The 24,443-nt window shown below is 64.3% G+C and carries 23 protein-coding genes; 15 read left to right on the forward strand and 8 right to left on the reverse strand.

What is annotated here, in order from left to right; translation table 11 throughout:
* The first annotated feature begins 136 nt into the window (after positions 1-136).
* Together J2R78_RS28485 and J2R78_RS28490 are read left to right on the forward strand one after the other, a co-directional pair.
* Complete coding sequence (locus J2R78_RS28485) at positions 137-3,538, forward strand: molybdopterin-dependent oxidoreductase (RefSeq protein ID WP_253607678.1); 3,402 nt, start codon at positions 137-139, stop codon at positions 3,536-3,538.
* A 53-nt stretch (positions 3,539-3,591) separates the two neighbouring features.
* Complete coding sequence (locus tag J2R78_RS28490) at positions 3,592-5,046, forward strand: short-chain fatty acid transporter (RefSeq protein ID WP_253607679.1); 1,455 nt, start codon at positions 3,592-3,594, stop codon at positions 5,044-5,046.
* A gap of 42 nt (positions 5,047-5,088) precedes the next feature.
* Here the strand turns inward: J2R78_RS28490 and J2R78_RS28495 are convergent, their stop codons facing one another.
* Positions 5,089-5,286, reverse strand: a complete 198-nt coding sequence (locus tag J2R78_RS28495; RefSeq protein WP_253607680.1) for a hypothetical protein — start codon at positions 5,284-5,286, stop codon at positions 5,089-5,091.
* A gap of 120 nt (positions 5,287-5,406) precedes the next feature.
* Between J2R78_RS28495 and J2R78_RS28500 the strand changes: the two genes are divergently transcribed.
* Positions 5,407-5,628, forward strand: a complete 222-nt coding sequence (locus J2R78_RS28500) for a hypothetical protein (RefSeq protein WP_253607681.1) — start codon at positions 5,407-5,409, stop codon at positions 5,626-5,628.
* Positions 5,629-5,637: 9 nt separating this feature from the next.
* On the opposite strand, the gene J2R78_RS28505 is transcribed toward J2R78_RS28500, so the two are convergent.
* The 3 genes from J2R78_RS28505 to J2R78_RS28515 are packed head-to-tail and all read right to left on the reverse strand — an operon-like array spanning position 5,638 to position 10,167.
* Positions 5,638-6,363, reverse strand: coding sequence for a formyltransferase family protein (locus J2R78_RS28505; protein WP_253609932.1), 726 nt, complete (start codon positions 6,361-6,363; stop codon positions 5,638-5,640).
* A gap of 38 nt (positions 6,364-6,401) precedes the next feature.
* Positions 6,402-7,760, reverse strand: coding sequence for a hypothetical protein (locus J2R78_RS28510; RefSeq protein ID WP_253607682.1), 1,359 nt, complete (start codon positions 7,758-7,760; stop codon positions 6,402-6,404).
* A 58-nt stretch (positions 7,761-7,818) separates the two neighbouring features.
* Positions 7,819-10,167 (reverse strand): hypothetical protein, encoded by a 2,349-nt coding sequence (locus J2R78_RS28515; RefSeq protein WP_309145018.1) that lies wholly within the window; start codon positions 10,165-10,167, stop codon positions 7,819-7,821.
* Between the two features lie 464 nt (positions 10,168-10,631).
* Here J2R78_RS28515 and J2R78_RS28520 point away from each other — a divergent pair, with 464 nt between their 5' ends.
* From J2R78_RS28520 to J2R78_RS28575, 12 genes are all read left to right on the forward strand, one after another.
* The gene (locus J2R78_RS28520) at positions 10,632-10,838 is read left to right on the forward strand and encodes a hypothetical protein (RefSeq protein ID WP_253607684.1); all 207 of its coding nucleotides are present in this window, start codon (positions 10,632-10,634) and stop codon (positions 10,836-10,838) included.
* Complete coding sequence (locus J2R78_RS28525) at positions 10,835-11,536, forward strand: RNA polymerase sigma factor (RefSeq protein ID WP_253607685.1); 702 nt, start codon at positions 10,835-10,837, stop codon at positions 11,534-11,536. Before J2R78_RS28520 ends, J2R78_RS28525 begins: the two co-directional genes overlap by 4 nt.
* Before the next feature lie 140 nt (positions 11,537-11,676).
* Positions 11,677-12,501, forward strand: coding sequence for a flagellin (locus J2R78_RS28530; RefSeq protein WP_028336954.1), 825 nt, complete (start codon positions 11,677-11,679; stop codon positions 12,499-12,501).
* A gap of 63 nt (positions 12,502-12,564) precedes the next feature.
* Positions 12,565-14,262 carry a flagellar filament capping protein FliD gene (gene fliD / locus J2R78_RS28535; RefSeq protein WP_253607686.1) on the forward strand — a complete coding sequence of 566 codons (1,698 nt, stop codon included), beginning with the start codon at positions 12,565-12,567 and terminating at the stop codon, positions 14,260-14,262.
* On the forward strand, positions 14,262-14,705 hold the full coding sequence (gene fliS, locus J2R78_RS28540; RefSeq protein WP_253607687.1) for a flagellar export chaperone FliS: 444 nt from the start codon (positions 14,262-14,264) through the stop codon (positions 14,703-14,705). The genes fliD and fliS overlap by 1 nt, the downstream gene beginning before the upstream one ends.
* Positions 14,706-14,808: 103 nt before the next feature.
* Positions 14,809-15,315, forward strand: a complete 507-nt coding sequence (locus J2R78_RS45040; protein ID WP_309145019.1) for a hypothetical protein — start codon at positions 14,809-14,811, stop codon at positions 15,313-15,315.
* A 231-nt stretch (positions 15,316-15,546) separates the two neighbouring features.
* Positions 15,547-16,206: a flagellar hook assembly protein FlgD gene (locus tag J2R78_RS28550; protein ID WP_225647635.1), complete on the forward strand. Its 660-nt coding sequence runs from the start codon at positions 15,547-15,549 to the stop codon at positions 16,204-16,206.
* Between the two features lie 19 nt (positions 16,207-16,225).
* On the forward strand, positions 16,226-17,515 hold the full coding sequence (gene flgE / locus J2R78_RS28555) for a flagellar hook protein FlgE (RefSeq protein ID WP_253607688.1): 1,290 nt from the start codon (positions 16,226-16,228) through the stop codon (positions 17,513-17,515).
* Entirely contained in the window at positions 17,512-17,766 is a 255-nt protein-coding gene (locus J2R78_RS28560) for a hypothetical protein (protein WP_253607689.1), read from the forward strand. Before flgE ends, J2R78_RS28560 begins: the two co-directional genes overlap by 4 nt.
* Positions 17,767-17,785: 19 nt before the next feature.
* Entirely contained in the window at positions 17,786-18,241 is a 456-nt protein-coding gene (locus tag J2R78_RS28565) for a hypothetical protein (protein WP_038379117.1), read from the forward strand.
* 27 nt (positions 18,242-18,268) lie between these two features.
* Entirely contained in the window at positions 18,269-20,044 is a 1,776-nt protein-coding gene (gene flgK, locus J2R78_RS28570; RefSeq protein ID WP_253607690.1) for a flagellar hook-associated protein FlgK, read from the forward strand.
* A 16-nt stretch (positions 20,045-20,060) separates the two neighbouring features.
* Positions 20,061-20,969, forward strand: coding sequence for a flagellin (locus tag J2R78_RS28575; protein ID WP_253607691.1), 909 nt, complete (start codon positions 20,061-20,063; stop codon positions 20,967-20,969).
* A gap of 12 nt (positions 20,970-20,981) precedes the next feature.
* Here the strand turns inward: J2R78_RS28575 and J2R78_RS28580 are convergent, their stop codons facing one another.
* The 4 genes from J2R78_RS28580 to J2R78_RS28595 all read right to left on the reverse strand — a co-directional run bounded on the left by J2R78_RS28580 (position 20,982) and on the right by J2R78_RS28595 (position 24,416).
* The gene (locus J2R78_RS28580; RefSeq protein ID WP_253607692.1) at positions 20,982-21,920 is read right to left on the reverse strand and encodes an ABC transporter substrate-binding protein; all 939 of its coding nucleotides are present in this window, start codon (positions 21,918-21,920) and stop codon (positions 20,982-20,984) included.
* Positions 21,917-22,204, reverse strand: a complete 288-nt coding sequence (locus tag J2R78_RS28585; RefSeq protein ID WP_253609934.1) for a cytochrome c — start codon at positions 22,202-22,204, stop codon at positions 21,917-21,919. The genes J2R78_RS28580 and J2R78_RS28585 overlap by 4 nt, the downstream gene beginning before the upstream one ends.
* A 76-nt stretch (positions 22,205-22,280) precedes the next feature.
* Entirely contained in the window at positions 22,281-23,945 is a 1,665-nt protein-coding gene (locus J2R78_RS28590; protein ID WP_018272901.1) for a methanol/ethanol family PQQ-dependent dehydrogenase, read from the reverse strand.
* A 225-nt stretch (positions 23,946-24,170) separates the two neighbouring features.
* The gene (locus J2R78_RS28595) at positions 24,171-24,416 is read right to left on the reverse strand and encodes a hypothetical protein (protein WP_225647641.1); all 246 of its coding nucleotides are present in this window, start codon (positions 24,414-24,416) and stop codon (positions 24,171-24,173) included.
* Positions 24,417-24,443: the final 27 nt, after the last annotated feature.

Raw genomic sequence — 24,443 nt, forward strand, 5'->3', positions numbered from 1 at the left:
TGGCCGCCTCTCGCTGGGAACTCCGATTCGTCGCTGATTATTACTTAGCCTTGACGCGGCCGGTAGCGTATGACGTAAATGTGTAACGCATTACAAAAATGCGTCACATGGATTGACTGGGATAGGTGAGACGGCGGTGAAACAGCGGCTGCCCGGCTATTGCACGCTTTGTCGCTCGCGCTGCGGTGCCGTCACCGTGGTCGAGGATGGGCGTCTTGTCGGTGTAGAGGTATTAAATAACCACCCGACCGGCGGCGCGCTTTGCGCCAAGGGCAGGGCGGCGCCCGAAATCGTCGCCAGCCCGCGCCGGCTGACCGTCCCGCTCAAGCGGACCCAGCCGCGCGGCGCCGCCGATCCGGGCTGGGTCGAGGTGTCGTGGGACGAGGCCTTGACCGAGATCGCCGCCCGGCTCGGTACGATCCGCGCGGAGAGCGGCGCCGAGGCGGTGGCGTTCGGCGTCACCACGCCGAGCGGCACGCCGATGGTCGACAGTTTCGAGTGGGTCGAGCGCTTCATCCGCGGCTTCGGCAGCCCGAACCTGATCTATGCGGTCGAGATCTGCGGCTGGCACAAGGACTATGCGCACGCGCTGACCTTCGGCCGCGGCATCGGCTTTCCCGATTACGACAATGCCGATGCGATTATCCTGTGGGGCCACAATCCGGCGCGGACCTGGCTTGCCCAGGCAACGCGGATCGCCGATGCGCGGCGGCGCGGCGCCAAGGTCGTGGTGATCGATCCCAAGCCGAACGGCTCGGGGCAGCAGGCCGATCTGTGGCTGCGCGTTCGTCCGGGCGCCGACGGCGCGCTCGCGATGGGCGCGATCCGTCACCTCATCGCTACCGGCAGCTTCGATGCGGATTTCGTCAGCGCATGGACCAATGGATCGCTGCTGGTCGATCGTGCGACGGGACGCTTCCTGCGCGCCGACGCGTTGTGGCCGGATGGCGCGCCGGAGGCCTTCGTTCGTCTCGATGCGTCGGGCGCGCCCGTGCCTTGCGACACGCGTTACGTGCCGGAGAGCTGTGGCCAGTTGCGTGGCGCGCTGCAGGTCCGCACACGCGACGGCGGGCTGATAGCGGCGGCTACCGCGTTCGAACTGCTCGTCGAGCGAGCCGCGCCATACACGCCGGCGCGCGTCGCGGAGCTGACCTGGCTTCCTGTCGAGGACGTCGACGCGTTCAACACGCTGCTCGCTCGCCGGCCGCGGCTCGCCTACCATTCCTGGACCGGCGTCGGCCAGCACACCAACGCGACCGCGATCGAGCGCACGATTGCAACGTTGTATGCGCTGACCGGCGCTTGCGATCGGCCCGGCGGCAATCGCTGGCCGGTGCCGCCGCCGACCCGCGCCCTCAACGACTACAATATCCTGTCGCCGGAGCAGCAGGCGAAGGCGCTGGGCATTACTGAGCTGCCGCTCGGCCCGCCGGCCAAGGGCTGGATCACGGCGCGCGATTTCAGCAGGGCCGTGCTTGACGGCGAGCCCTACCGGGTGCGCGCGCTGGTCGCCTTCGGCACCAACTTCGTCGTCTCGCAGGGCCATTCCGAGCGTAACCGCGCCGCGCTGAACGCGCTGGAATTCCAGGTTCATATCGACATGTTCATGAATCCGACCGCGGAGAGCGCCGATTTCGTGCTGCCGGCCAGCACTCCGTGGGAGCGCGATGCGCTCAAGATCGGATTCGAGATCACGCAGGAAGCTGTCGAGACCGTGCAGTTTCGCCCGCGCATGGTCGAGCCGGTCGGTGAGGTGAAGGCCGATTACGAGATCGCCGCCGCGCTCGCGCTCAAGCTCGGGATGGGCGACTTGTTCTTCGGCGGCGACATCAAGGCCGGGTGGAATTACCAGTTGGCGCCGCTCGGCATCGGTGTCGAGGATCTGCGCGACCATCCGGAAGGCCGCCGTTTCCCGCAGATCTTCCGCGACGAAAAATACGCCGTGGCGCGCGAGGACCGCACGGTTGCCGGATTCTCGACGCCGACGCGCCGCGTCGAGATCTATTCGGAGCTGATGCTGGGGCACGGGTATGATCCCTTGCCCGACCATGTCGAGCCGGTCGGCAGCCCGCTCACGGCAGCGCCGGATGCACGCTTTCCGCTCGTGCTTTCCACCGCCAAGAGCGGCTGGTTCGTTCACTCCTCTTATCGGCACGTCGCCTCGCTGCGGCGCAAGTCACCCGATCCGGCCGTCGAGATCAGTCCGCAGCTCGCCGCGCGGCGCGGCCTTGCCGAAGGCGACTGGGCCGTGGTCGAGACGCATGGCGGTGACGTGCGCCTGAAGGTGCGCCTCAATGCGGCGCTCGACGATCGCGTCGTCGTCGCCGAATTCGGCTGGTGGGAAGACTGTCCGCCGCTCGGCCGCGAGCGTTCCGCGACGGCAGGCATCCACACCCGCAACATCAATGCCGTGCTGCACGATGATGCGCGCGATCCGGTCAGCGGCTCCGTCCCGCTGCGCGCGATCGTCTGCGACATCAGGCGCGACGGCGTTGCCAGTCGTGGCCTGTGGAGCGGTCAGCGGCGGTTCACGCTCGGTGCGCGCCGCGCCGAGGCGGATAATGTCATCGCGCTCAACCTGCTGCCGCTTGACGATGGTCCGCTGCCCGACTTCCTGCCGGGCCAGCACGTGATGGTCTCGCTGCCCGGCGCAACGCAGGCACGGGCCTATTCGCTGACCGGATCGGGCGATCGGCCGGATGTGCTCTCGATAGCGGTGAAGGGGCGCTTCTTCAATGAGGCGCCGAGTGGCGATGCGCCGTTCTTCATGCCGGATCGTCTGCACCGTCTTGCCGTCGGAGACGAGGTCGTGCTGGAGCCGCCGGGCGGCATCTTCACGCCGCCATTGAAGGGGCCGCGGCCGCTGATCTTCCTCGCCGCCGGCATCGGCATCACGCCGTTCATCAGCCATCTCGAAACGCTGCAACGGATTGCCCCACAAGATCGCGTTGGCGAAATCCTGTTGCTCCACGGCTGTCGTAGCAGTCGGGAGCATCCGTTTGCCGTGCGGCTTGCGGAGCTGGAAACCGGTATTCCAGAGCTGAAGCGTATGACGTTCTATTCCGCGCCGTTCGCGCAGGACCCGATTGACTTGCATTCGTCGCGCAAGGGGAGGGTTGATCTCGAGCAGGTCGAGCCGCTGTTGCCGCGTTGGCCGCTGGTCTACATCTGCGGCTCGCCGGAATTCGTTGCGGCGCAGATCGAGGCCGTGACGGCGCTCGGCGTGCCGCGCTTCGACATTTTCGCCGAAAGCTTCGTGTCGCCGCCGTCGGTACCGAGCGATCTTGCGCCGCGCACCGTCCGCCTTCTGGGCAGCAAGCAGAATTTTTCCTGGCGGCCGGAGCAGGGGACGCTGCTTGATGCGGCGAGTGCGGCGGGCGTCGCGCTGCCGAGCGGCTGCCGTGTCGGGCAATGCGAAAGCTGCGCGGTTCAGGTCGTCGATGGGGAGTTCACCCATCTTGGCGCTGTCGATGGCAGCGAGGGACAGTGCCTCGCCTGCCAGGCCGTGCCGCTGACCGATCTGACGCTCGCGCTTTGATGACCGAACACGATTGAAGGCTGTAACCGCATTACCGGAAGGGGATCAGATTGATGACGAATGCAACGCACGATCAAACCGTGAGCTTGCGAAAACCTGTCGCGGACAACATCATAGCGCGATTTTCGCAAGCCCTGGTGGCGTTTGCGGAGCGCTGGTTTCCGGATGCCTACGTCTTCGTCCTGATCGCGGTGATTGCGGTCGCGATCGGCGCGATCCTGCATGGCGGTTCGCCGCTCGCCGTCAGCCGCGCGTTTGGTGACGGGTTCTGGAACCTGATTCCCTTCACGATGCAGATGGCGCTGGTCGCGATCGGCGGCTATGTCGTGGCGATGTCGCCGCCGGTGGCGGCGGTGCTGGCACGGCTCGCCAGCGTGCCGAAGACCGGGCGCGGCGCCGTGGTCTTCGTCGGCGTGCTCAGCATCTTTCTGTCGCTGCTGAACTGGGGCCTGAGCCTGATCTTCTCGGGTCTTCTGGTGCGGGAGATCGCTCGGCGCACTGACATCAGGCTCGACTACCGGGCGGCCGGCGCCGCGGGCTATCTCGGGCTCGGCTGCGGCTTCACGCTCGGCATCACGTCATCAGCTGCGCAGCTGCAGGCCAATGCCGGCAGCATCCCGGCGTCGCTCCTGCCGATCACCGGCGTGATCGGTTTCTCGGAAACCATCCTGACCTGGCAGAACATGATCACCGTCGCGATGGTGACCGTGGTCTCTGCTGCGATCTGCTATTTCACGACGCCGGCGCCCGAGCAGGCCAAGACGGCGGAAGACCTCGGCGTTGCGCTCGGCAATGATCGCATCGAGGCCAGGAAGCCGGCGCGTCCGGGCGACTGGCTGGAGTTCAGCCCGCTGCTGACGATCCTGATCGCGCTCCTTGCCGCCGGCTGGTTGTGGCAGACGTTCCAGTCGGGCAATCCGTTGATCACGCTGTCGGGCCTCAACACCTATAATTTCGTCTTCCTCATCCTCGGCATCGTGCTGCACTGGCGTCCGCGCAGCCTCATCGAGTCGTTCTCGAAGGCGATGCCGAGTGTCTCCGGCGTGCTGTTGCAGTTTCCGTTCTACGCCGGCATTGCGCAGATTTTGACCAAGGTCCCGAACAGCAGCGGCACGACGCTGTCGGACACGATCGCGCACTGGTTCGTCGGCGCCTCCAGCAATTCCACCGTGTTTTCGTTCCTGGTCGGAATCTATTCGGCGCTGCTCGGCTTCTTCGTGCCGTCGGCCGGCGGAAAGTGGATCATCGAGGCGCCCTACATCATGAAGGCGGCCAACGACATCGGCGCGCATCTCGGCTGGACCGTGATGGTCTACAACATCGCCGAGACGCTGCCGAACTTCATCAACCCGTTCTGGATGCTGCCGCTGCTCGGCATCCTCGGCCTGAAGTCGAAGGACCTGATCGGCTACACCTCGGTGCAGTTCTTCATCCATTTCCCGATCGTGATGCTGTTGGCGGCGATCCTGATGGCGACCTTCACCTATCACCCGCCGATCCTGCCCTGAGCGACCTTGGCCGGGCGCCGGGATGCACGGTGCCCGGCCAATTCAGCGCTCCACGACCGTCACCACCAAAACTGTGCTGTTTTTCCGCTGGCCGCGAATGAGGCGTCGCGCCGGGCTCTTATCTTTGGTCAGCCATTTCATTGACTGCCGCGCGGTTCGGCCGGATATTGCTGCGCGATACCCCGCGTTGTTCAAGGCCACCGCAATGAGACACGACCACCGCAGCTTGATGTGCGACATGCGAAACCGCATGCAGCATCGCTGCGTCTCGGCGGCGACCGGCGTCTGTTGTTGATCGCTCCAACAAGTCAAGCACCCGACAATCAGACAGGAGCGCCGTCGTCCGGCGATCGAACACGCATGTCCCAAGCCCAAATGTCTCAAGCCTATGTCATCGAAGTATCGGATCGGACCGCTGGTATCGTCGTCAGCGACAAAAGCGGCTTCTGCTTCTTCTCCTCGGATCGCGCCTTTGACGGCCTCGACGGTGGCTATTTCGGCTCCGCGCGCGCCGCGGAGCGCGCGGTGAGGGCGCATTTGCAGCGGCACCGCGAGGTCCGGGGCCGTGCGACGCGCGGTTGAGGCCGTTTCTCAGGAGGCCGCGGCGAGCGGCGGCGAGACCACCTGTGGTGCCTCGGGCACCTGCATGGCAGTCGTTGCCAGCTGGAAGCGGATGCCGTGCAACGAGCAGGTCAGCGGGATGCCGCGAAAGTCGTCGTGGAAGGCACGGATCCGGCGCGCCAGCTCGCCGGCGCTGATGTCGGTGGGGAGCTCGCACATCTCGCGGTACATCCACCGCGTGCTCTTGATTCCGCACCAGGCGATCTCCAATTCCGCCAACGGCGTGGGATCGCAGGCGAGATCGCGTGACATCCGCCAGAACAGATGGGCAAGCCGCACATAGGCGATCTGTTCGAGCCCGCGCACGCTGATCTTGTCGGGAATGATGAAGGTCTCGACCCCGACGATCGGGCCGGAATCGACGCGCGCGGCCATCACATGGGCCGTCGCGCCGAAGGTGCGGGCACCGTCATAGAGCGCGAAATGCGCCGGCGCCCAGCCGGGATATTGCGGCGGGCCGGGATGGAAATTGTAGGCGCCGTGGCCGAGCGCCGCCAGAATGTGCTCCGGCACGATGACGCTGGTGGTGAAGGCCAACAGCCGGGCCTCGCGCAAGACCTCCGGCTCGATCGCGGCGAGCTCGTCGGCCGTTACCGCGCAGCTGAACGACAGCGCCGGATTGTGCGCCTTCAATAGTTCGGTGAGCGCGAATTGCTGGTTGGCGACACCGGTAAGAAGGATGATTGTCTTCATGATGTCGATGTCCTTCCCTTGCTCTGTCTTTCCGGCGTTCATCAGCCGCGCTGCCCGGCCATCACGACGACGCTGCCGGCATCGCGGGATTGACCCACGGTGCGGAACAGGTCGGCCGGCAGCGTCTGCCACGGCGCGATCTCGATTATGCGGTTGTTCGCGCTTTTCGCGGCCGATTTCGCCGCGCGGATATCGTCCTGCCAGGGGCAGAGTGCGAGCTCGAGCCGGCCGAACCCGCCGCAATCGGCTGCGAACGCGCCGGTGACCGCCTCGATGCTGGCAGCCATTTCGCGCGCGTCGCTGGCCGCGATATCGCGCATGATCACGGTGATCGCATCATTCGAGGCCGCCTGCGACCGGATCACGATCATGGCGTCACGGCCGCCGCTGCGGCTGGCGCGCCGCGCGGCCCGCATCGCGACGCCGAATTCGGCATCCGGTCCAAGATCGCTGCTGTCGGTGGGCAGGTCGTGAACGACCGTGGTGTGGCGGGGCGTGCCGGCGTCTTCGGCCGGAGCGTGGTATGAGCGCGGCAGCCAGACGGTGTCGAGCGCCATCTGTGACGATGTCAGGCTCCAGGCCTGGTCGAGCAGATAGCCTTCCCAGACCGCGGGATAGGCGCTCGCGATGTGATGCCAGTTGCGCAGCACCGCTTCGGCGGCGGGCGAACGGGCGAGATAGAGGGTGCGCGCCGACATTTCCCACCGGTTCCATTTGTGAAGCGCGATGTCGCATGCGAGGGACGACGGCAGCATTGGCGGCTCGCTGAGGACTGCGTCGGCCTCGATGAACAGCAGCGGCTCACGATGCTGCTCCCACATCCGCAGCAAGAAGGCGGATTTCTCTGCTGCGCGCATGTGCTCGCCGTCTGCGGTGTCGATCGGTGCGATATCGCAGGGGATCCGAAATTCGGCCAGCTTGTCGCGGAGAGCGCGGGCATGGTCGTCGCCGCAAGCGCGGGGATAGCAGGAGACCACGCGCAGCGATGCCTCGGACCTTGAGCCTTGCTCGGGCGCGATCGGGCGCCAATTGAGGCCGCCCCACCACATCTCATGCGGGCCATCGAAGCTCGGCCCGATCGTTCCGAAGTCGGTCAACTTGGACTTCAGGAAGTCGAAGGCGGGATTCTCGCCGAAGGGGACGACGACCGCGCAGTCGGCGCGAAGCGACCGGTAAAGCATCTCGGCGGCGGGGCCGCTCGGCGGCTCGACGAGGATGATGACGCCATGGTCCCTCGCCGGCGCCGAGCCGGCCTGATGGACGACCGCGGGTCCGAGCCGCTCCGACAACCATGCGAGCCGCCGGCGCTGCGCCGCGCTCATCCGGATGCCGTTCGCCGCCAGCAATTGGTCGAAGTTCGTCTGCAAGCCGTCCGCTTGCGCCGTGTCAACAGAAATCATGCCCGCACTACCCCTCGTTAACCTTCTACGTGCGGGGCGGCCGGATCAGGCGGACAAATCAGCTGTCGTTGTTCGTTGTCGGCATGCCTCTGGCGCTGCGCCAGGTCAGTGTGGCCGAAGCGGCGCCGTTGCCGTCGCGGTCCGCGACCGCAAGGATGCGGTCATGGTCGAGGGCGGTCAGCGCGACCGTGTAGATGGCGACGTCGTCTTCGAAGCCGTCGACGGGGATGAGCAGCATGCCGTCGTCACTGGTGGCGCGGAAGTGACGGCCGCGCCGTTTGAGGCCGACATCGATGAGCCGTCCCTCGGCGATCGCTGTCACGTTCGAACCCTCGGCGGCTTTCGCGGCGCTCTCGCCATATTGGACCGTGATGCCGTGGAGCATCCCGTCGCGGGTGAGCTTGGCCAGCGGCAATGCGATGGTCGCGATTGCCATCCGGCGCGACAGCGGGATCCGCAGGCGAAGATCGCCGAGCCCGGTGTGATAGACGCTGATCGCCTCCAGCGACGCCTGGCCGTTCCGATCGAACAGACCGACCTGCAGCGTCCCGCACAGCGCTTCGCCGAACACGCTAGCGGGCAGGCGATTGGCGCCGAACAGCGTGTAGAGATAGGCATGCGACGGCGACAGGGCGGCAAAGCTGCCCGCCAGCCACATCGGGGGCGCCGGAGCCGTGCAGGCGGTCATGAGGCCGCGGGCGATGATGCTATCATTGACGAAGTCGGCATCGAGCAATGGCGCCAGCGCCGGGGTGCCGAGATTGACGTCATGCTTGATGCCGCCGAGCAGCGCGAGCTCATCATCGTCCGGCAGCAGCAGGAGGCGGCCGAGCACGGCGGCCGTCCAGCGCGCCGCGACCGCGGGGGCGGCATCGGGCTGCAATCCGTAGCGTGGTGCCAGCTCGCGGGCGCGCGAAACATAGGCCAGCGTTCCGGATTGCACCTCGGTCGCCAGCGCCAGTTGGGCGGCCGGGCGCTGATCACCCTCGCGCAATACCTCACCGTCGCGATAATCCCGCGCCGATCCTTCCGTGGAACAGCACAGCTGCTCCAGCAATGCGACGTTGCGGATCAGCATGCGCTTGACGTGCGGCGTGACGACGCGATCAGAGACCAGGCCCTCCGCGGTGTCGTCATCGGAGATGCCGTCGAAGGCATCGTCAAGCGTCAGCAGATAGGCGCCGTGCAGGCGGATGCGGATGCCCTCGCGATCGAAAATTCGCCGCAACGACTTCTGCACGCTTGCGGAATAGCCGAGGTCGACCAGGATCAGATCGGTGCAGCCGTCGAAATCCCGGATATGCGCGCGAAGATAGGTCAGCAAACGGGTCCGGACACCGGCAGCGATATCGGTGATCTCGCGCGGGTCCATCAGATCGGGCAGGGCGTCGGCGAGTTCGCGGCCGCTGGCAATGCCGTCGGGATACTGCGCGAAGAACTTCATCACGGCGGGCGGCTGCACCTTGACGATGTCGATAAAGGTCGCCGCGTCGATCTTGACGACCCGGCTCAGCAGCTCACAGAGTGGTTCGAGCGTATCGGCAGACCCGACCAGGCTGACGCGACGATTGATCTCGATATAGGCGCCGGTCTCGCCGTGGTTTGCCTGCCAGACGCGATGCGGCAGCAGGCCGTCGCGGCCGAGGAAGCAGACCGCAACGCGCGCGCCCTCGCGAGCAAGCGCGCTGCGCCGCGCGGCAATGAATGCGTCGAACGCCGCCATCACGGGGCCGAGCACGGTCACGCCGAGGTTGAAGGCGGGAGAATGCTCCGCGCTCTTCGCCGTCACCGCGCGCCGCAGCGTGCGGGCGCCGCAATCGAGCCGCGACGGCTGATCGGGACACAGCAATTCGAAGATCGATGCTTCGCGTTGAAACTTGGAAGCCAGCGCCGCGCCGGCCTGCGGGTAGTAGCGCGGACGGATGCCGTGACGGCGCGCGCCGTTGACATCCGCGGTGTGGTTGTCGCCGACATGGAACGAGCTTGCCGCGTCGATGCCTTGCTCGGCGAGATAGGCTTCAAACAGTGCCTCGCTCTTGCTGCTGCCGTGATCGCAGGACGCATAGAGGAAATCCCAGCTCAGCCCGGGACTGCAGCAACGCAGCAGCTGCGCGAGTTGGTCTGTGCTCCAGTAGGTGTCGGAAATGAAACCGACGCGAAAACCGCCGCGCTTCATGTCCAGATATTGCTCGAGCATTTCGGGATTGGCGCGGCACAGCTCGAGCTCGGTCTCGAACTCGATCTGCGCAAGATCCTGCAACGCATCGCGGGTCAGGCCGAACAGCCTGAACGGAAAGTATTTGTAGATGTCGGCGATGCGCACTTCAGTTGAGCCGCACCGCTCCTGCGATACTTTGCGCGCCCGCGCCTCCGCCTGGATTCGATGCTGAACGAAACTGACGGACATGTTCGGAAATTTTTCAGCAATGCAGGAACGCTGAAAAACCCCTTCAAATACGCCATCCGCCGTCGTGCAGGCGCGCAACAGAAATGTATCGAAAACATCGAATGAACATGCAGAAACATTCTGCGCTCGACGCGTCGCGTCGACCGTCATGATTGTCATGCGCAAAATTCCCGCCAGTCCTCATGCGTTGAACGCGCGCGTGAGACAAATCAGGCGCGACAGTTCAAAAAAGTTGATGCGGGATTCGAAAACGCGCGCTTCGCGACTGACAGATTCAAAAAATCCGATAACGTCGAAACAGTGATTCGGAAAAAATTGCCTAGTCGCAATCGTCGAATGCAAGATGGCGACCAACGGCGGTGAGTCACTCGCATGCTCGGCGCATGCATGGGTTCGCGTGGCGTTAGTTGGTGTGACAACAGCGTTTTCCGACGCGACGATCTCTTCCGCGGAAATGCGAGGCGATGCTGAACGACTGCTCCAAACTCCGTCGCATTTTTCCCTGCGCCAAAGCGCAGCGGCAGCTTTTGCCGGGCGGTCGGCAAAAACATCCGGCTAAGCATTTGAAAAATAACAAAAAAAGTTCGCCTGGTTTGCTGACGCTCTCCGTTCAACGCTCAGAAGCCGCATGGAATGTGTGCCAGCGGCGTTGGTTGGAGAGCGGCGGATGAGTTACGCGCTTGATATGAGGGCACCGGCCGAAGTGGAGGCCACGCCGGCCGCGGTTGCACCTGCCGAAGCGGCTGCTCCGTGGAGCAACGTTCGGACCGTTGCCGATGCGGGTCCGCTCGACACCGTCGAGATCCACGACGAAGACAAGGAATTGCTCGACCGTCTCGCCGCCGGCGACGAGACGGCGTTCCGTGCTCTGGTCGAACGTCACGTCGATCGCGCCTACGCGATCGCGCTGCGCATCGTCGGCAACGCCGCCGACGCCGAGGACGTGGTGCAGGACACGATGCTGAAGGTGTGGACGCATCGCGGCCGCTGGCAGCATGGCCGCGCCAAGTTCTCGACCTGGCTCTATCGTGTCGTCAGCAACCGCTGCATCGATCTGCGCCGCAAGCCGCGCACCGAGAATGTCGATGTCGTGCCCGAGGTCGCCGACACCCAGCTCGATGCCTCCGCCGTGATCGAGCGCAACGAGATCGGCAATCTGCTGGAGGTCGCGATGCAGCGGCTGCCCGAGCAGCAGCGCGTCGCGGTGATCCTCTCCTATCACGAGAACATGAGCAACGGCGAGATCGCCGAGGTCATGGATACGACCGTGGCCGCGGTGGAGTCGCTGTTGAAGCGAGGACGGCAGCAGCTGCGCGAGATGCTGAAGCGGCACGAGCGCGACCTGCGCGGCGCGTTTACCGACTGCTAACCATAAATTCCGGCTTCTGAAGATTTTGCGCCTGACCACCGGCGGCCGACCCGTTTGATCGGGCGGACGGGGGCTGGATCCGCGTCACCTCTCATTTTTCACGATGCGGCTTGCCATGCCCATCAGCACAGGAGCTACTCATGCCGGCAATCTCCACCAACACCGCCGCGAACTCCGCGGTCCGTTACCTCAACATCAACTCGCAGCAGGAAACCAGCGCGCTGTCGAAGCTGTCGAGCGGCTCGCGCATCACCTCGGCTTCCGACGACGCGGCCGGTCTTGCGATCTCGACCCGCATCTCCTCCGACATCACGACGCTGCAGCAGGCCGCCACCAACGCGGCGCAGGCGACCTCGATCCTGCAGACCGCCGACGGCGGCGCCTCCAACATCTCGGACATCCTGGCCCGCATGAAGTCGCTGGCTTCCGAGTCCGCCTCGGGCACCGTGGCCGATTCCAGCCGCGCCTACATCAACTCGGAATTCACGCAGCTCAAGGGCGAAATCGACTCGATCGCCAGCGGAACCCGCTACAGCAGCCAGAGCTTGCTCGACGGTTCGAGCGTGTTCTCCTCGGGCGTCTCGGTGCTGGTCGGTTCGACCTCGGCCGACACCATCACGATCACGCTGACGAGCCTCACGGCCTCGTCGCTGTCCGTGACGTCGCTCGATGTGTCCAGTCTGTCGAGCGCCACCAGCGCGATGACGGCTCTCGACACCGCGATCGACAAGGTTTCGTCCGCACGCGCCGAGATCGGTGCTCAGGAATCCCGCTTCAACTTCAGCGCTGACTCGATCTCGACCCAGACCCAGAACCTGCAGTCGGCGAACTCGGCGATCAAGGACGTCGATATCGCTTCCGAGCAGGCGACGCTGTCCTCGGCCGAGGTGAAGACCCAGGCCGCGGTCTCGGCGGAAACCGCGGCGAACCAGATGCCGCAGTACCTGCTGAAGCTGCTCGGCTAATTCGAAAGATCGATCGGGCCGGCATGATGCCGGCCCGATTCCTATCGCGGCGGAAGTGTCGACATGACGGTTAGCAGCGCCACCTCGAGCACATCAGGCACGACGTCGACCAGTTCCGCCAGCACGGTGACAACGACCGGCACGACCAATTCGACCAGCATCGATTGGGATGCCCTGATCGAGGCCGAGGTCAACGCCAAGCTCGCATCGGCGACCTCGATCACCACGACGATCACCGCGAACCAGGCCAAGATCACGGCCTATCAATCGCTGCAGACCGAGCTGTCGACGCTGGCGACCGGGTTGTCGTCGCTCAGCACGTCGATCATTAATTCGATTGCCACCAACGCGTTCGCTACCCGGGCGGCGACGATCTCGTCCACCGGTGACGTCAGCGCCTCGTCGGCGCTCAACATGAGCGTCAACAGCGGGTCGGCGACCGGCGATCACACGCTTCAGATCACTCAGCTCGCGACCGCGCAGAAGGTGATCGGCTCCTCGCGGTCGAGCAGCTCGACGGCGCTGGGTCTCTCCGGCACTTTCTCGCTCGGCCTGTCCGGCGGCACCGGCACGGCGATCTCGATCACCAGCGGCATGTCGATGCAGGATATCGTCGACACCATCAACGCCCAGACCTCGACCACCAATGTCCAGGCCTCCATCGTCCAGGTGTCGAGCGGGTCCTACGAGATGGTGCTGACGGGGACACAGGACGCCGCTGACATCGCCTATTCGTCGACGTCGGGCGATGACATCCTGAACAAGCTCGGCGTCACCGACACGTCCGGGGCGTTCACCGACGTGCTGCAGAAGTCGCAGTCCGCGGAGTTCACCCTCGACGGCATCGCGCTCACGCGTAACACCAACGACATTTCCGACGTCTTGTCCGGCGTCACGTTCAACCTGCTGCAGCCGACGCCGAGCGGCACCAGCCTCAACATCAGCATCGAGACCGACACCAGCCAGATCACGTCAGCGCTGCAGACCTTCGTCACCAACTACAACGCATTGCGCGACCAGGTGATTGCGCAGTCGGCGCAGAATTCCGACGGCACGGCCGCGTCGAGCGCGGTGCTGTTCGGCGACAGCACGATGCGCGATCTCATGACCCAGCTGCAGCAGGTGCTCAGCGGGACGGTCGGCGGCATGACGATGGCCGATCTCGGCCTGTCCTTCAATGAAAACAACGAGCTCCAGCTCGATACCGGAACGCTGTCGACGGTGCTGACGCAAAATCTCGCCGGCGTCACCCAGCTGCTGTCGGCGCAGACCGCCACTTCGTCCAGCCAGCTCAGTGTGGTCAATACCGGCACATCGCCGCAATCCTTCACGCTCGACCTCACGGTGGACTCCACCGGTACGCTGACCGGAGCCTCGGTCGGCGGCGACAGCTCCGGCTTTTCGGTGGTCGGCAACACCATCATCGGCAATTCAGGAACGATCTACGCCGGTATGGCCTTCACCTATACGGGCTCGACCTCGCAATCGATCACGGTGACATCGTCGTCCGGTTTGGCGACGCAGCTCTACCAGCTCGCGCACACCAGTTCCGGAACCAGCGGTCAACTCCAGACCATGATCTCCAACTTGCAGTCGCGCGACACCGACCTGCAGTCCCAGGTCAGCGACATTCAGAGCAATGCGGCGACGTTCAAGGCTCAGCTGCAGGTTCAATACGCCAATTACCAGGCGGCCATCGAAAGCGCGAACAACACGCTGGGCTACCTGAAAGCACTCCTAGACGCATCATCGAGTAACTAATGACCCAAAACGCGACCGCCTACCACGCCAACAATGCCTATCGATCCGCCGCAGTGGCGGTGCCGCCGCTGAAGGCGGTGGTGATGCTGTGCGACGGCGCGATCACGCTGTTGCAGAAGGCGCTGGAAGCGCACGAGGCGAAGCGCTTCGAGGAAGGGCACATCTATCTGACGCGGGCGACCGCGATCCTGCGCGGGCTGAGCCACAATCTCGATTTCACCCGTGGCGGCGCGATGGCTGATCGTCTCTACCGCACCTATAGCGCCCTGATCATGGCGTGCCTGCGCTCCTATGGCCGGCCGCAGGCCAGGGAGAATTTCCGGCGCATCATCGCGAGCCTGGCGGAACTGCGCGACGCCTGGAAGTTCGTCGAGGCGACCGCCGGCAAGGCCGCCAAGGCCAGGGCACTCGACAAGACGCTCGAATCAGCCGCCGGCCGCTGAGCCCGGAGAGGGCCGCGAATCACCCGACGAGGGCGCTTAGCCGGCGCAGCAAAGGGCCTGAGCGGGCGCCCTGGTTGGGGAAAATAGCCGCCCGGCGAGCGCCATGCTGGACCTGATGCGACAGCGGCGGAAATTGATTTCCGCCGTCCCGCGAATGCTTTATGACAGCCTTGGCGACGAGGCTGGATCTGCGCGCGCGATGGACGTTGCGACATTCGAAGACCTGATCGACCGGCTGGGGGAGGATCTGTCCCGCTGGCCCGACGATCAACGTCTTGCCGCCGTCCAGCTCCTGGCATCTTCGGCCGAGGCGCGGACGCTCTACGAGGAGGCGAGTGCGGTACGCCGCGCGCTCGCGGCGCCGCCGGTTCGCGCACCAAAGGGTCTTGCCGACAGCATCGTGACCGCGGCGGCGAAATTGCCCCAGAAGCCCGCTTCGGGGCCAGCCCCGGCTGACGATCAGCCGAACGATGCACAAGCACCGGGCCGATCCGCACAGCAAGGCAAGGTGCTGCCGGCGCTGCTGCTGGCCCTCTGCCTGCTGCCCGCATTGACGCCGCCGGCATTGATGCTCGGCGAGCCGGATCTGCCGATCAGCCTTTCGCTCTAAAACGCTGCGCATTGCCGTTGCAGCTCTCCGCGGGCTCTCGCGGCGAGATGCACGCCTGCGAGCCATGAACCTGCCACGGACACGGCAAATTCTGCCGATTCATCAAGTGATTCCGGGCGGATGAATCCGCGCCTGAAATCGGCGCGTCATCCGTTTTATCTGCGAACGACATCACGACCCCAATGTTCCACCGCGTTCCGTCGCGCATCCCGCGGCGAAGAGAGCCTTGTCATGACCGTTTCCTCGGCAACCTCTGCTGCAACTTCCACCACGTCGAGCTCGTCGTCGAGTGCGTCGATGGGGATGAGCTCGACCGATTTCCTCAACCTTCTCGTCAGCGAGCTGCAAAACCAGGATCCGCTGAACGCCACCAGCACGACCGACTTCATCAACCAGCTCACCTCCTACGCCAACTTCACCGAGCAGCAATCGACCAACGCCAGCATGACATCGCTGGCGAGCTCGTTCTCGAGCCTCGTGACGCTCAACTCGGTCAACTATATCGGCCACACCGTCGAGGCGAAGACGAACACGGCGGAGCTGACCAACGGCTCGGCGACCTTCGGCTACTCGCTCACCTCGGCTGCGTCCAACGTCGCGATCACGATCCAGGACTCCTCGGGCAACACGGTGTGGAGCGGCAAGGGGACCGGAACCGCCGGCTCCAACACCTTTACCTGGAACGGTCAGACCTCCGACGGCACCCAGCTCAAGGACGGCGGCCAGTACACGATTCAGGTGACTGCGACCGACTCCGCCGGAAACTCGCTGCTCAGCTACACCACGATGACGGGAACGGTGACCGGCATCGATGCCTCCGGCTCGACGCCCTCGCTGCTCGTGAACGGCGTCCCCGTCAGCGCCGCCAACATTATCGGCGTCACGTCCTGATTGCCTCCGGAGTCATATCATGAGTCTTACTGGTGCTCTTTCCTCAGCGATCTCGGCGCTCAATGCGCAGAGCCAGTCGCTGGCAATGATTTCCGACAACATTTCCAACGCCGATACCACGGGCTACAAGACCACGTCGGCAATGTTCCAGGATCTGGTGACCGCGTCGAACAGCGCCACCTCATATACGTCCGGCGGCGTCACGGTGTCCGGCCGCGCCAACATCACCCAGCAGGGCTTGCTGTCCGCGACCACCAACGCCACCGACGTCGCGATCCAGGGCAGCGGCTTCTTCGTCACCACCAACGCGACGTCCGGCGGCACCACTTCCTATACGCGCAACGGCGCGTTCACCACCGACAATCTGGGCTATCTCGTCAACAACGGCAACTACCTCGAGGGCTGGCGCACCGACGCTGACGGCAACATCGTCGGCAATGCCTCTGCCGCGAGCCTCGGGCCGATCAATACGCAGGTGGCTTCCACCAGCGGCAGCGCCACCACCAAGACCACCGTCGCGGCGAACCTGCCGGCCGATGCCGCCGTCGGTGCGACCTTCAATAGCTCGATGACGATCTACGATTCGCTTGGCACGGCGAGCACGATCCAGATCGACTGGAAAAAGACCGCCGACAACAGCTGGCAGGCCAGTTTCGAGACGCCAAAGCTCGCGTCGGACTCCACGACAGACAGTGCCAGCGCGATCACCGATACGGTGGATATCACCTTCAACAGCGACGGCTCGCTCGCCTCGACCAGCCCGAGCCCTCCCGTCATCTCGGTGACGGGTTGGAAGGATGGGGCGGCCGACAGTTCTGCCGCCAACGGCACGGCCATCACGCTCAATCTCGGTACGGCCGGCAAGACCGACGGCCTGACGCAGTATTCATCGGGCGAGACCACGCCAGCCGTCGATCTCACCAGCATCACGTCGGACGGTCTGCCCTATGGCAAGCTGAGCAGCATTTCGATCGGCAAGGGGGGCGTGGTCGACGCCACCTACTCCAACGGGCAGACGATCGCGATCTACAAGATTGCGGTCGCGACCTTCAGCGACCCCAACGGATTGAGCGCGGCTAGCGACGGCATGTACTCCGCGACGGCAGCTTCCGGCAACGCCACGCTGCAGACCTCGGGCACCAACGGCGCCGGCACGATCTACGGCAGCGAGCTGGAGTCGAGCACCACCGATACCAGCGGCCAGTTCTCCAACATGATCTCGGCGCAGCAGGCCTATTCGGCGGCCTCGCAGGTGATCACCACCGTCGACAAGATGTTCGATACGCTGATCTCGGCGGTGTCGCGATGATGACCGAAAAGCAAGATGACCGCTTGCTGGTCAGGCTTCAGCGGCTGAAGGCGAAGGCCGCTGCGGTCCGGCCGGACGATCGCGCGCAGATTCGTGCGTTGCTCGACGATGTCGGAACGTTGCGGGACCAGCTGATGCGCGAATGCGCGCGGCTCGACCATGAACTCAACCGGGCCGCGGTCCGGGTAACGGCAATCACCGCGTACGGGCGCAGCGCACAATCGGTTCGCGCCCTGCGTCGCGGACACTAGCTTGAACGGGAGCGATGACATGACACCGGAACGCAACATCAAGATCAATCCCGCGGGAAATGACGAGCGCGCAAGGTCGTTGATCGCGCTGATCGACAATCTGATCGCGATCGTGAACGAGGAGAATGTCGAGCTCGCCAAGGGCTTGCCGGCCTCGCGACTGAAGCAGGTCGACGAGAAGCACCGCCTTGCCACCCTGTTCGAGCAGTGTGTGGCGGAGGCGGTCGGCAAGACGGCAAATCTCAACGTTCAGGATCGCGTGCTGCGCGAGCAGCTGATGGACCGGATCCTGAAGCTGCGCATGGCGATGGACGAGAACGTGATGCGGCTGCGTGCGGCGATCGATGCCAGCAATCGCAGGATCGAGGCGATCATGCAGGCGATCCGCGAGCAGATCGCCAACGTATCGCCTTATGGCGCCGGCGGCCGTCGCGTCACGCCTGCGATGTCCTATGGCACCAATGTGCGGGCCTGATCGGGCCGGTGCCGGAGGGAGTTGGCCGTGTCGTCGCTCGATATCGCACGAAGCATCGCATTCAGCGGGCTGTCAGCCACGCAAGTGCAGATCAGCGTAGCCTCGGCCAATATTTCCAATGCCGATACCAAGGGCTATACCGCGAAGACCGCCAACCAGAGCAGCAGCGTCACTTCTGGTGTCGGTACCGGCGTCACGATCACGGGGATCAGCAGCGCGGTCGACAAGCTGCTCCTGAAGTCGCTGGTCGGGGCCGATTCCGATCTCGGTGCCGCCGACACCAACAACAGCTATCTGACCGAGCTCCAGCAGCTCTATGGCAGCACATCGAGCAGCGACAGCTCCACGACAGGCACCTCGCTGGCGAATACGATCGCGGCATTCGAGTCGGCGTTGTCGTCGTTGGCGAGCACGCCGAGCAGCGCGTCGCTGCAATCGAACGCCGTCAGCGCGCTTGCGGCCGTGACGACGCAGCTGCAGCAGACCTCGAGCGGCATCCAGACGCTGCGCTCCAATGCCGACCAGGACATCGCCTCGTCGGTCACCGATATCAATTCCGACCTGCAGCAGATCTCCGACCTCAACAAGCAGATCAAGCAGCAGGCGGCAGCCGGGCAGTCGACGGCCGATCTGGAGGACCAGCGCAACAGTGCGCTGCAGGATCTCGCGTCGATGATGAATGTGAGCTATTTCACCACGTCGAGCGGCGATCTGCAGGTCTATACCGGATCGGGACAGGCGCTGGTCGACAGCACGGCGCATCCGCTGAGCTATGCGGCGCTGCCCAGCGTCACGGCGTCGACGACGTATAGCGCGGGATCGTCGAGCGGTTTCAGCGGCATCTCCGTCAACGGCGTCGACATCACCTCGCAGATCTCCTCGGGCAAGGTCAGCGCGCTGATTACCTTGCGCGACCAGACGCTGCCGGCGGCGCAGTCGCAGCTCGACGAGCTGGCCCGGCAGCTGACCGCGACCGTCAACGCGGTATCGAACCAGGGCACGTCGGTTCCGCCGCCGGCCAGCCTGACCGGAACTGCCACTGTGAGCAGCACGACGCCGTTCTCGGCGACCGGCACGGTGCGAATCGCCGTTGCGGACAAGAGCGGCAATCTGGTGTCCTACCAGGACCTCGATCTGTCGTCCTACGCCACGGTCGGTGATCTCGCCACCGCGATCAACGGTATCTCGGGGCTGTCGGCTTCGGTCGATGCCAACGGACACTTGTCGATCTCGACGACCACATCCGGCAACGGCGTTGCGATCAACGAGATGACGAGCTCGGTCGGCAGTTCGGGCGAGGGCTTTTCGGATTACTTCGGGTTCAACGACCTGATCAACGGGACCGGCGCGTCCGACATCGCCGTTCGCAGCGACATCCTCAATGGTACGGCGGCGCTGCCGACGGCGACGCTCGATGCGTCGTCCACGATGACGGCCGGAAACTCGGTGCTGTCACCGGGCTCGGCGACGGTGGTGAACGCGCTCTCGAGCGCGCTGACGGGGTCGACCAATTTCGGCATGGCCGGCGGCCTCGGGGCGACCACCGGCTCTTTCACGGACTACGCGGCCGCCATCGTCGCCAACGTCGCCGGCAAGGCGACCCAGGCGTCGGCGGCCTACACCGCCAAGCAAACCGCGCAGTCGACTTATGCGAATTCGCTGTCGTCGCAGTCCGGCGTCAACATTGACGAGGAATCCGCAAATCTGAGTGCGTTGCAGAACAAATACGCCGCCGCGTCCCAGATCATTACGGCCATCAATGCCATGTTCTCGGCGCTGATGACTGCGATGAGCGCCAGCTGAGCCCGAGGCCGTCGTCATGATGATGCGTGTTGCCACCTTTGCTCAGTCGGACCAGATGATATCAAACGCGCTGCGGGTGCAGGCGGTCATGGCCAACGAGCAGGTGCAGGAGTCCTCCGGGCTGCAATCCGAGGATTTCGGCGGCTATGGTTCCGGCGCCGGGCGCGTCATCAATTTGCAGGTGTCGGTGACGCGCGCGCAGTCCTATATCGATGCCAGCCAACTGGCCGATAACAAGGTGCAGGTGATGTATTCGGCGGTCGGTTCGGTGACCGACATCATCACGCAGCTGCGGACCCAGCTCAGCGCGGCCACCACCGGCAGCGGCACGGCGACGGCATCGGTGATCAACTATGCCCAGCAGGCCATGGCGCAGATGCAGGGGCTGCTCAACACCCAGTATGACGGCGAATATGTCTTCAGCGGCGCCCGCACCGACACCGCGCCGGCGGATTTGTCGAGCTTCGACACCGGCACCGGATCGCTGACGACATCAGACGCCAGCTATTACAAGGGCGACAGCGAGATCGCGTCCGTACGCGTGTCGGACAGCCAGTCGATTTCCTACGGCGTCACCGCCGACAATCCGGCGTTCGAGCAGGTCATGCGGCTCTTGAAATTCGTCGGCAACAGCACGACGCTGTCGTCGAGCGACATCACGCAGGCGCTCGACCTCGCGAGCAATGCGCTGGATGCCACATCCACCGTGCAGGCAAAGTTGTCGGCCGCGGCGTCGCAGATCGAGACCGCCAGCACAAACCAGAGTGACTATCAGAATTTTGCGAAGACGCTGTCGACGGACCTCACCAGCGTCGATGTCGCGGCCGTGACGGCACAGCTTTCGACCTATCAGGCGCAGCTGACGGCGTCCTATTCGGCGATCTCCAAGATCCAGAGCATGAATCTGGCGAGCTATTTGCGATAGCTATCGCCGGCATCACCGGTTCAGGATCTTCAGCCAGACATCGCCGAGGATGATCGGCTCACGCGGCGGAAGCCAGGTGAGGCCGGCGGCCTTGCCGAGCTCCGCGATGGTGCCCTTGGCCTGCAGATCGGCGAGGACCTTGTTGACGGCTTCCAGCAGCGCCTTGTCGGTTTCGAGCGCAACGTAACCGCGGTTGGCGCCGATCGGATAATAGTAGCCCGAGGCCGTGATCCTGGTGTCCGGATGTTCAGCGCGGTAGGCGTCGAAGCGGCGCAGGTCGAGCAGCGTGGCGTCGAATTCGCCGCGTTCCAGTTCTCCGAGCAGGTCGCTGCGCCCCGGAACGAGGTGCGTGATGTCGTCGATCAGCTTACCCTTGTCAAAGGTCATCAGGATGGCGTCGCCCAGCGTGCCGCTTTCGATCGTCAGGCGAAGGCCGGCGAGATCGCCGATGCCGGTGATCTTGCGCTCCTTGAGCTTGTCCTTGGCCTTGGGACCGAGGACGATGGTCATCGGCGAATAGATGTAGGGCTGGCTTGGCGCCAGCACGCCGATCGGGATCCGCCGGCGGCGATCCTCGCGGGTGGCGCCGTCGAAGTCCGGCAGCTTGGCCGTCGTGACGCCGGGCGCCTTCAGCGAGTCCGTGGTAAGCGCGTAGCCGCCGACCAGCGAGCAGCGCCCGTCCGACAGCAGCGCATTGGCTTCGAGCGCCGGGCTCGAATCTTCGTCGAGCTTGCTCTCGAACCACTGGATCTTGAGCGGCCGTCCAAGTCGCTCGGCAATGGCCTGCGCGAGCGCGACGTCGAAGCCGGCATCGGGCTTGCCGCGATGATGCGCCGATAGCGGCGGCAGATCCTCGTCGAGGCATACCTTGAGCGGTTCGTCGGCGGCATGCGCTGCCGACGACAAAGCGAGAAGCAGGGCTGTCGCGGCGCCCGCAAGAAGAGCCCTCATTGGGTCCTCCGGCTCGACACGAAGGCCCAGACGTCGGCGATCTCCTGCTCGTTCAGGATGTCGACCCAGGGCGGCATCTTGCCGTTCTTGCCTTGCTTCACGGTGGTCACGAAGCGCGTCTTGTCGTCGGGAAACGCGCGCAAGTCCGGCGTGATGGTGCCGGAATTGACCATGTTGGGCCCATGGCAATGCGAGCAGTTCTTGGCGTAGGTGACCTTGCCCTGGTCGGCCTGACCCTCAAGGTCGATTGCGGTGGTTTGCTGTGCGGCGGCCGGAATCAGCATGATCACCGCCGCCGCGACGGCGGCGAAGATCGCCGCCGTCAACAGGGTTACTCGTTCAGTCACGTGTGCTCCGCGCTCAGTTCTTGACCGCGAAAACCCATAGCGAGCCGCCGGGTGGGACCTTGGCAAGCCGCTCGTCGCCCGAGAACAGCGAATAGACGCCGCCATAGCCGGAGGTGACGGCGACATACTGCACGCCGTCCTGCTGCCACGTGACGGGTTGTCCTTCGATGCCCGAGCCGGTCTGGAACTGCCAGAGCTTCTTGCCGGTATCGGCGTCGAACGCCTCGAATTCACCGGTCAGCTGACCGGAGAACACCACGCCGCCACCGGTGGAGAGCACGCCGGAGAAGCGCGGAATATCGCTCGGCGCTTCCCACTTCGCCTTGCCGGTCATCGGATCGATCGCCTTCAGATGGCCGCGCGGTCCGGTGCCCCATTCCCAGGGATCGGTGAGATCCATGCCGAGATACCATTCGCCCTGCTTGAACGTCACCGGCTCGGCCTTGTACTTGCCGCCGAACGCGAGCGTGTTGGCGTAGGCGAGGCCGGTCTGCGGATTGAACGACATCGGCTCCCAGTTCTTGCCGCCGAGGATCGACGGGTAGACGGTGACCTTCTTGCCTTCACGCGCATCCTTGGTGATGTCGGTCTCGATCGGCCGTCCGGTCTTCATGTCGATGCCGGTGGCCCAGTTGACGTTCACATAAGGATTGGCCGCGAGCAGCTTCCCGTTGGTGCGATCGAGCACGTAGAAGAAGCCATTGCGGTTGGCGTCCATCAGCACCTTGGTCGGCTTGCCCTCGACATTCATGTCGGCGAGCACCATCTCGGCCACCGAGTCATAGTCGAACGGATTGTTCGGCGAGAACTGGTAGTGCCACTTGATCTTGCCGGTCTTCGGATCGAGCGCCAGCACTGAGCAGGTGTAGAGGTTGTCGCCGGGACGCACCGCCGAGTTGAACGGTCCAGGATTGCCGATGCCCCAATACACCGTGTTCAATTCGGGATCGTAGGAGCCGGTGATCCAGGTCGAGCCGCCACCGAGCTTCCAGGTGTCGCCCTTCCAGGTGTCGCCACCGGGTTCGTCCGGGGTCGGGATCGAGTAGGTACGCCAGAGCTTCTTGCCGGTGGCGGGATCCCAGCCGTCGATGAAGCCGCGGGTGCCGAACTCGGCGCCCGAGATGCCCGTGATCACGACGCCGTCGGCAACCAGCGGGGCCACCGTCATCGAGTAGCCTTCCTTGATATCCGCGGCCTTCTGGCGCCACAGCTCCTTGCCGGTCTTGGCATCGAGCGCGATCACATTGGCGTCGAGCGTGGTGCGGAACACCTTGCCGTCATACAGCGCAGCACCGCGATTGATGATGCCGCAGCAGACGATACGCGGCGTCTCGGCGGGATACTCGACCTTGGTCTTCCAGATCTGCTTGCCGGATTTGGCGTCGATCGCGATCGTGGCGTTGTGCGTGGTGACGTAAATGACGCCCTGGTAGACGAGCGGCTGCGATTCCTCGCTGCGATCGTCGTTCAAACTGTAATTCCAGACCGGCACCAGATTTTTGACGGTGTCCTTGTTGATCTGGTTCAGCGTCGAGAAGCGTTGAAGATTGTAACCCATGCCGTAATTGAGAACGTTCGAAGTATCAGTCGCCCCCTTGACCAACTGCTCGTTGGTCTGGGCGCTTGCACCATACGATGCAAGAATCACAAGGCTTGCGGCCAGCGCAATGCGTCTCATCCTATCCTCCCAATGAATCTTTTTTCCGCACGCCTATTCCTGACGTTGCGGACGGAACCATCCGCCTGAAACCAAAACGGGTCAATACGAAAACGTGAACGAGCGCCCGCTAACCGCAAGAGACTGATCGAAAGCGTCAGGTCTTTCGCAGATGCGTTCGTGGCTTGCCGTCGCGTGGAATACGCTACACCAGCGCGGCCCGCCGTGATGCCGCGGCACGAACGGTCAGCTGGACGGCGTCGGGGGACAGACACTCGGCCGCGGTTTCGCGCCCCGCTTGTCCGGCGGCACATTGCAATTATCGATACGCTGCTCGTCGGTCCATTTGCGGCCGAGCCGCTCCTTGCCGGTGAGCACGCGCTGCTGGACCGCCTCCGCCGATGGGGCAGGGTGCCGGGTCTGCGCGGACACGGGCGCGATAAGACCGAATGCAACAAGGCAGCCCAATGCGTTCTTGCAAATGCTGGTCATGGGTCACCTCGCTCGTTGTGATGCAAT

It is taken from the genome of Bradyrhizobium sp. USDA 4538 (assembly GCF_024171045.1).
Classification (GTDB): Bacteria; Pseudomonadota; Alphaproteobacteria; order Rhizobiales; family Xanthobacteraceae; genus Bradyrhizobium; species Bradyrhizobium australafricanum.

Coding starts and splice junctions, on each gene's coding strand:
- J2R78_RS28490 (WP_253607679.1), top strand. CDS start 3,592: ATGACGAATGCAACGCACGATCAAACCGTGAGCTTGCGAAAACCTGTC.
- J2R78_RS28495 (WP_253607680.1), bottom strand. CDS start 5,286: ATGTCGCACATCAAGCTGCGGTGGTCGTGTCTCATTGCGGTGGCCTTG.
- J2R78_RS28500 (WP_253607681.1), top strand. CDS start 5,407: ATGTCCCAAGCCCAAATGTCTCAAGCCTATGTCATCGAAGTATCGGAT.
- J2R78_RS28510 (WP_253607682.1), bottom strand. CDS start 7,760: ATGATTTCTGTTGACACGGCGCAAGCGGACGGCTTGCAGACGAACTTC.
- J2R78_RS28515 (WP_309145018.1), bottom strand. CDS start 10,167: ATGTCCGTCAGTTTCGTTCAGCATCGAATCCAGGCGGAGGCGCGGGCG.
- J2R78_RS28520 (WP_253607684.1), top strand. CDS start 10,632: ATGCTGAACGACTGCTCCAAACTCCGTCGCATTTTTCCCTGCGCCAAA.
- J2R78_RS28525 (WP_253607685.1), top strand. CDS start 10,835: ATGAGTTACGCGCTTGATATGAGGGCACCGGCCGAAGTGGAGGCCACG.
- J2R78_RS28530 (WP_028336954.1), top strand. CDS start 11,677: ATGCCGGCAATCTCCACCAACACCGCCGCGAACTCCGCGGTCCGTTAC.
- fliD (WP_253607686.1), top strand. CDS start 12,565: ATGACGGTTAGCAGCGCCACCTCGAGCACATCAGGCACGACGTCGACC.
- fliS (WP_253607687.1), top strand. CDS start 14,262: ATGACCCAAAACGCGACCGCCTACCACGCCAACAATGCCTATCGATCC.
- J2R78_RS45040 (WP_309145019.1), top strand. CDS start 14,809: ATGCTGGACCTGATGCGACAGCGGCGGAAATTGATTTCCGCCGTCCCG.
- J2R78_RS28550 (WP_225647635.1), top strand. CDS start 15,547: ATGACCGTTTCCTCGGCAACCTCTGCTGCAACTTCCACCACGTCGAGC.
- flgE (WP_253607688.1), top strand. CDS start 16,226: ATGAGTCTTACTGGTGCTCTTTCCTCAGCGATCTCGGCGCTCAATGCG.
- J2R78_RS28560 (WP_253607689.1), top strand. CDS start 17,512: ATGATGACCGAAAAGCAAGATGACCGCTTGCTGGTCAGGCTTCAGCGG.
- J2R78_RS28565 (WP_038379117.1), top strand. CDS start 17,786: ATGACACCGGAACGCAACATCAAGATCAATCCCGCGGGAAATGACGAG.
- J2R78_RS28575 (WP_253607691.1), top strand. CDS start 20,061: ATGATGATGCGTGTTGCCACCTTTGCTCAGTCGGACCAGATGATATCA.
- J2R78_RS28580 (WP_253607692.1), bottom strand. CDS start 21,920: ATGAGGGCTCTTCTTGCGGGCGCCGCGACAGCCCTGCTTCTCGCTTTG.
- J2R78_RS28585 (WP_253609934.1), bottom strand. CDS start 22,204: ATGCTGATTCCGGCCGCCGCACAGCAAACCACCGCAATCGACCTTGAG.
- J2R78_RS28590 (WP_018272901.1), bottom strand. CDS start 23,945: ATGAGACGCATTGCGCTGGCCGCAAGCCTTGTGATTCTTGCATCGTAT.
- J2R78_RS28595 (WP_225647641.1), bottom strand. CDS start 24,416: ATGACCAGCATTTGCAAGAACGCATTGGGCTGCCTTGTTGCATTCGGT.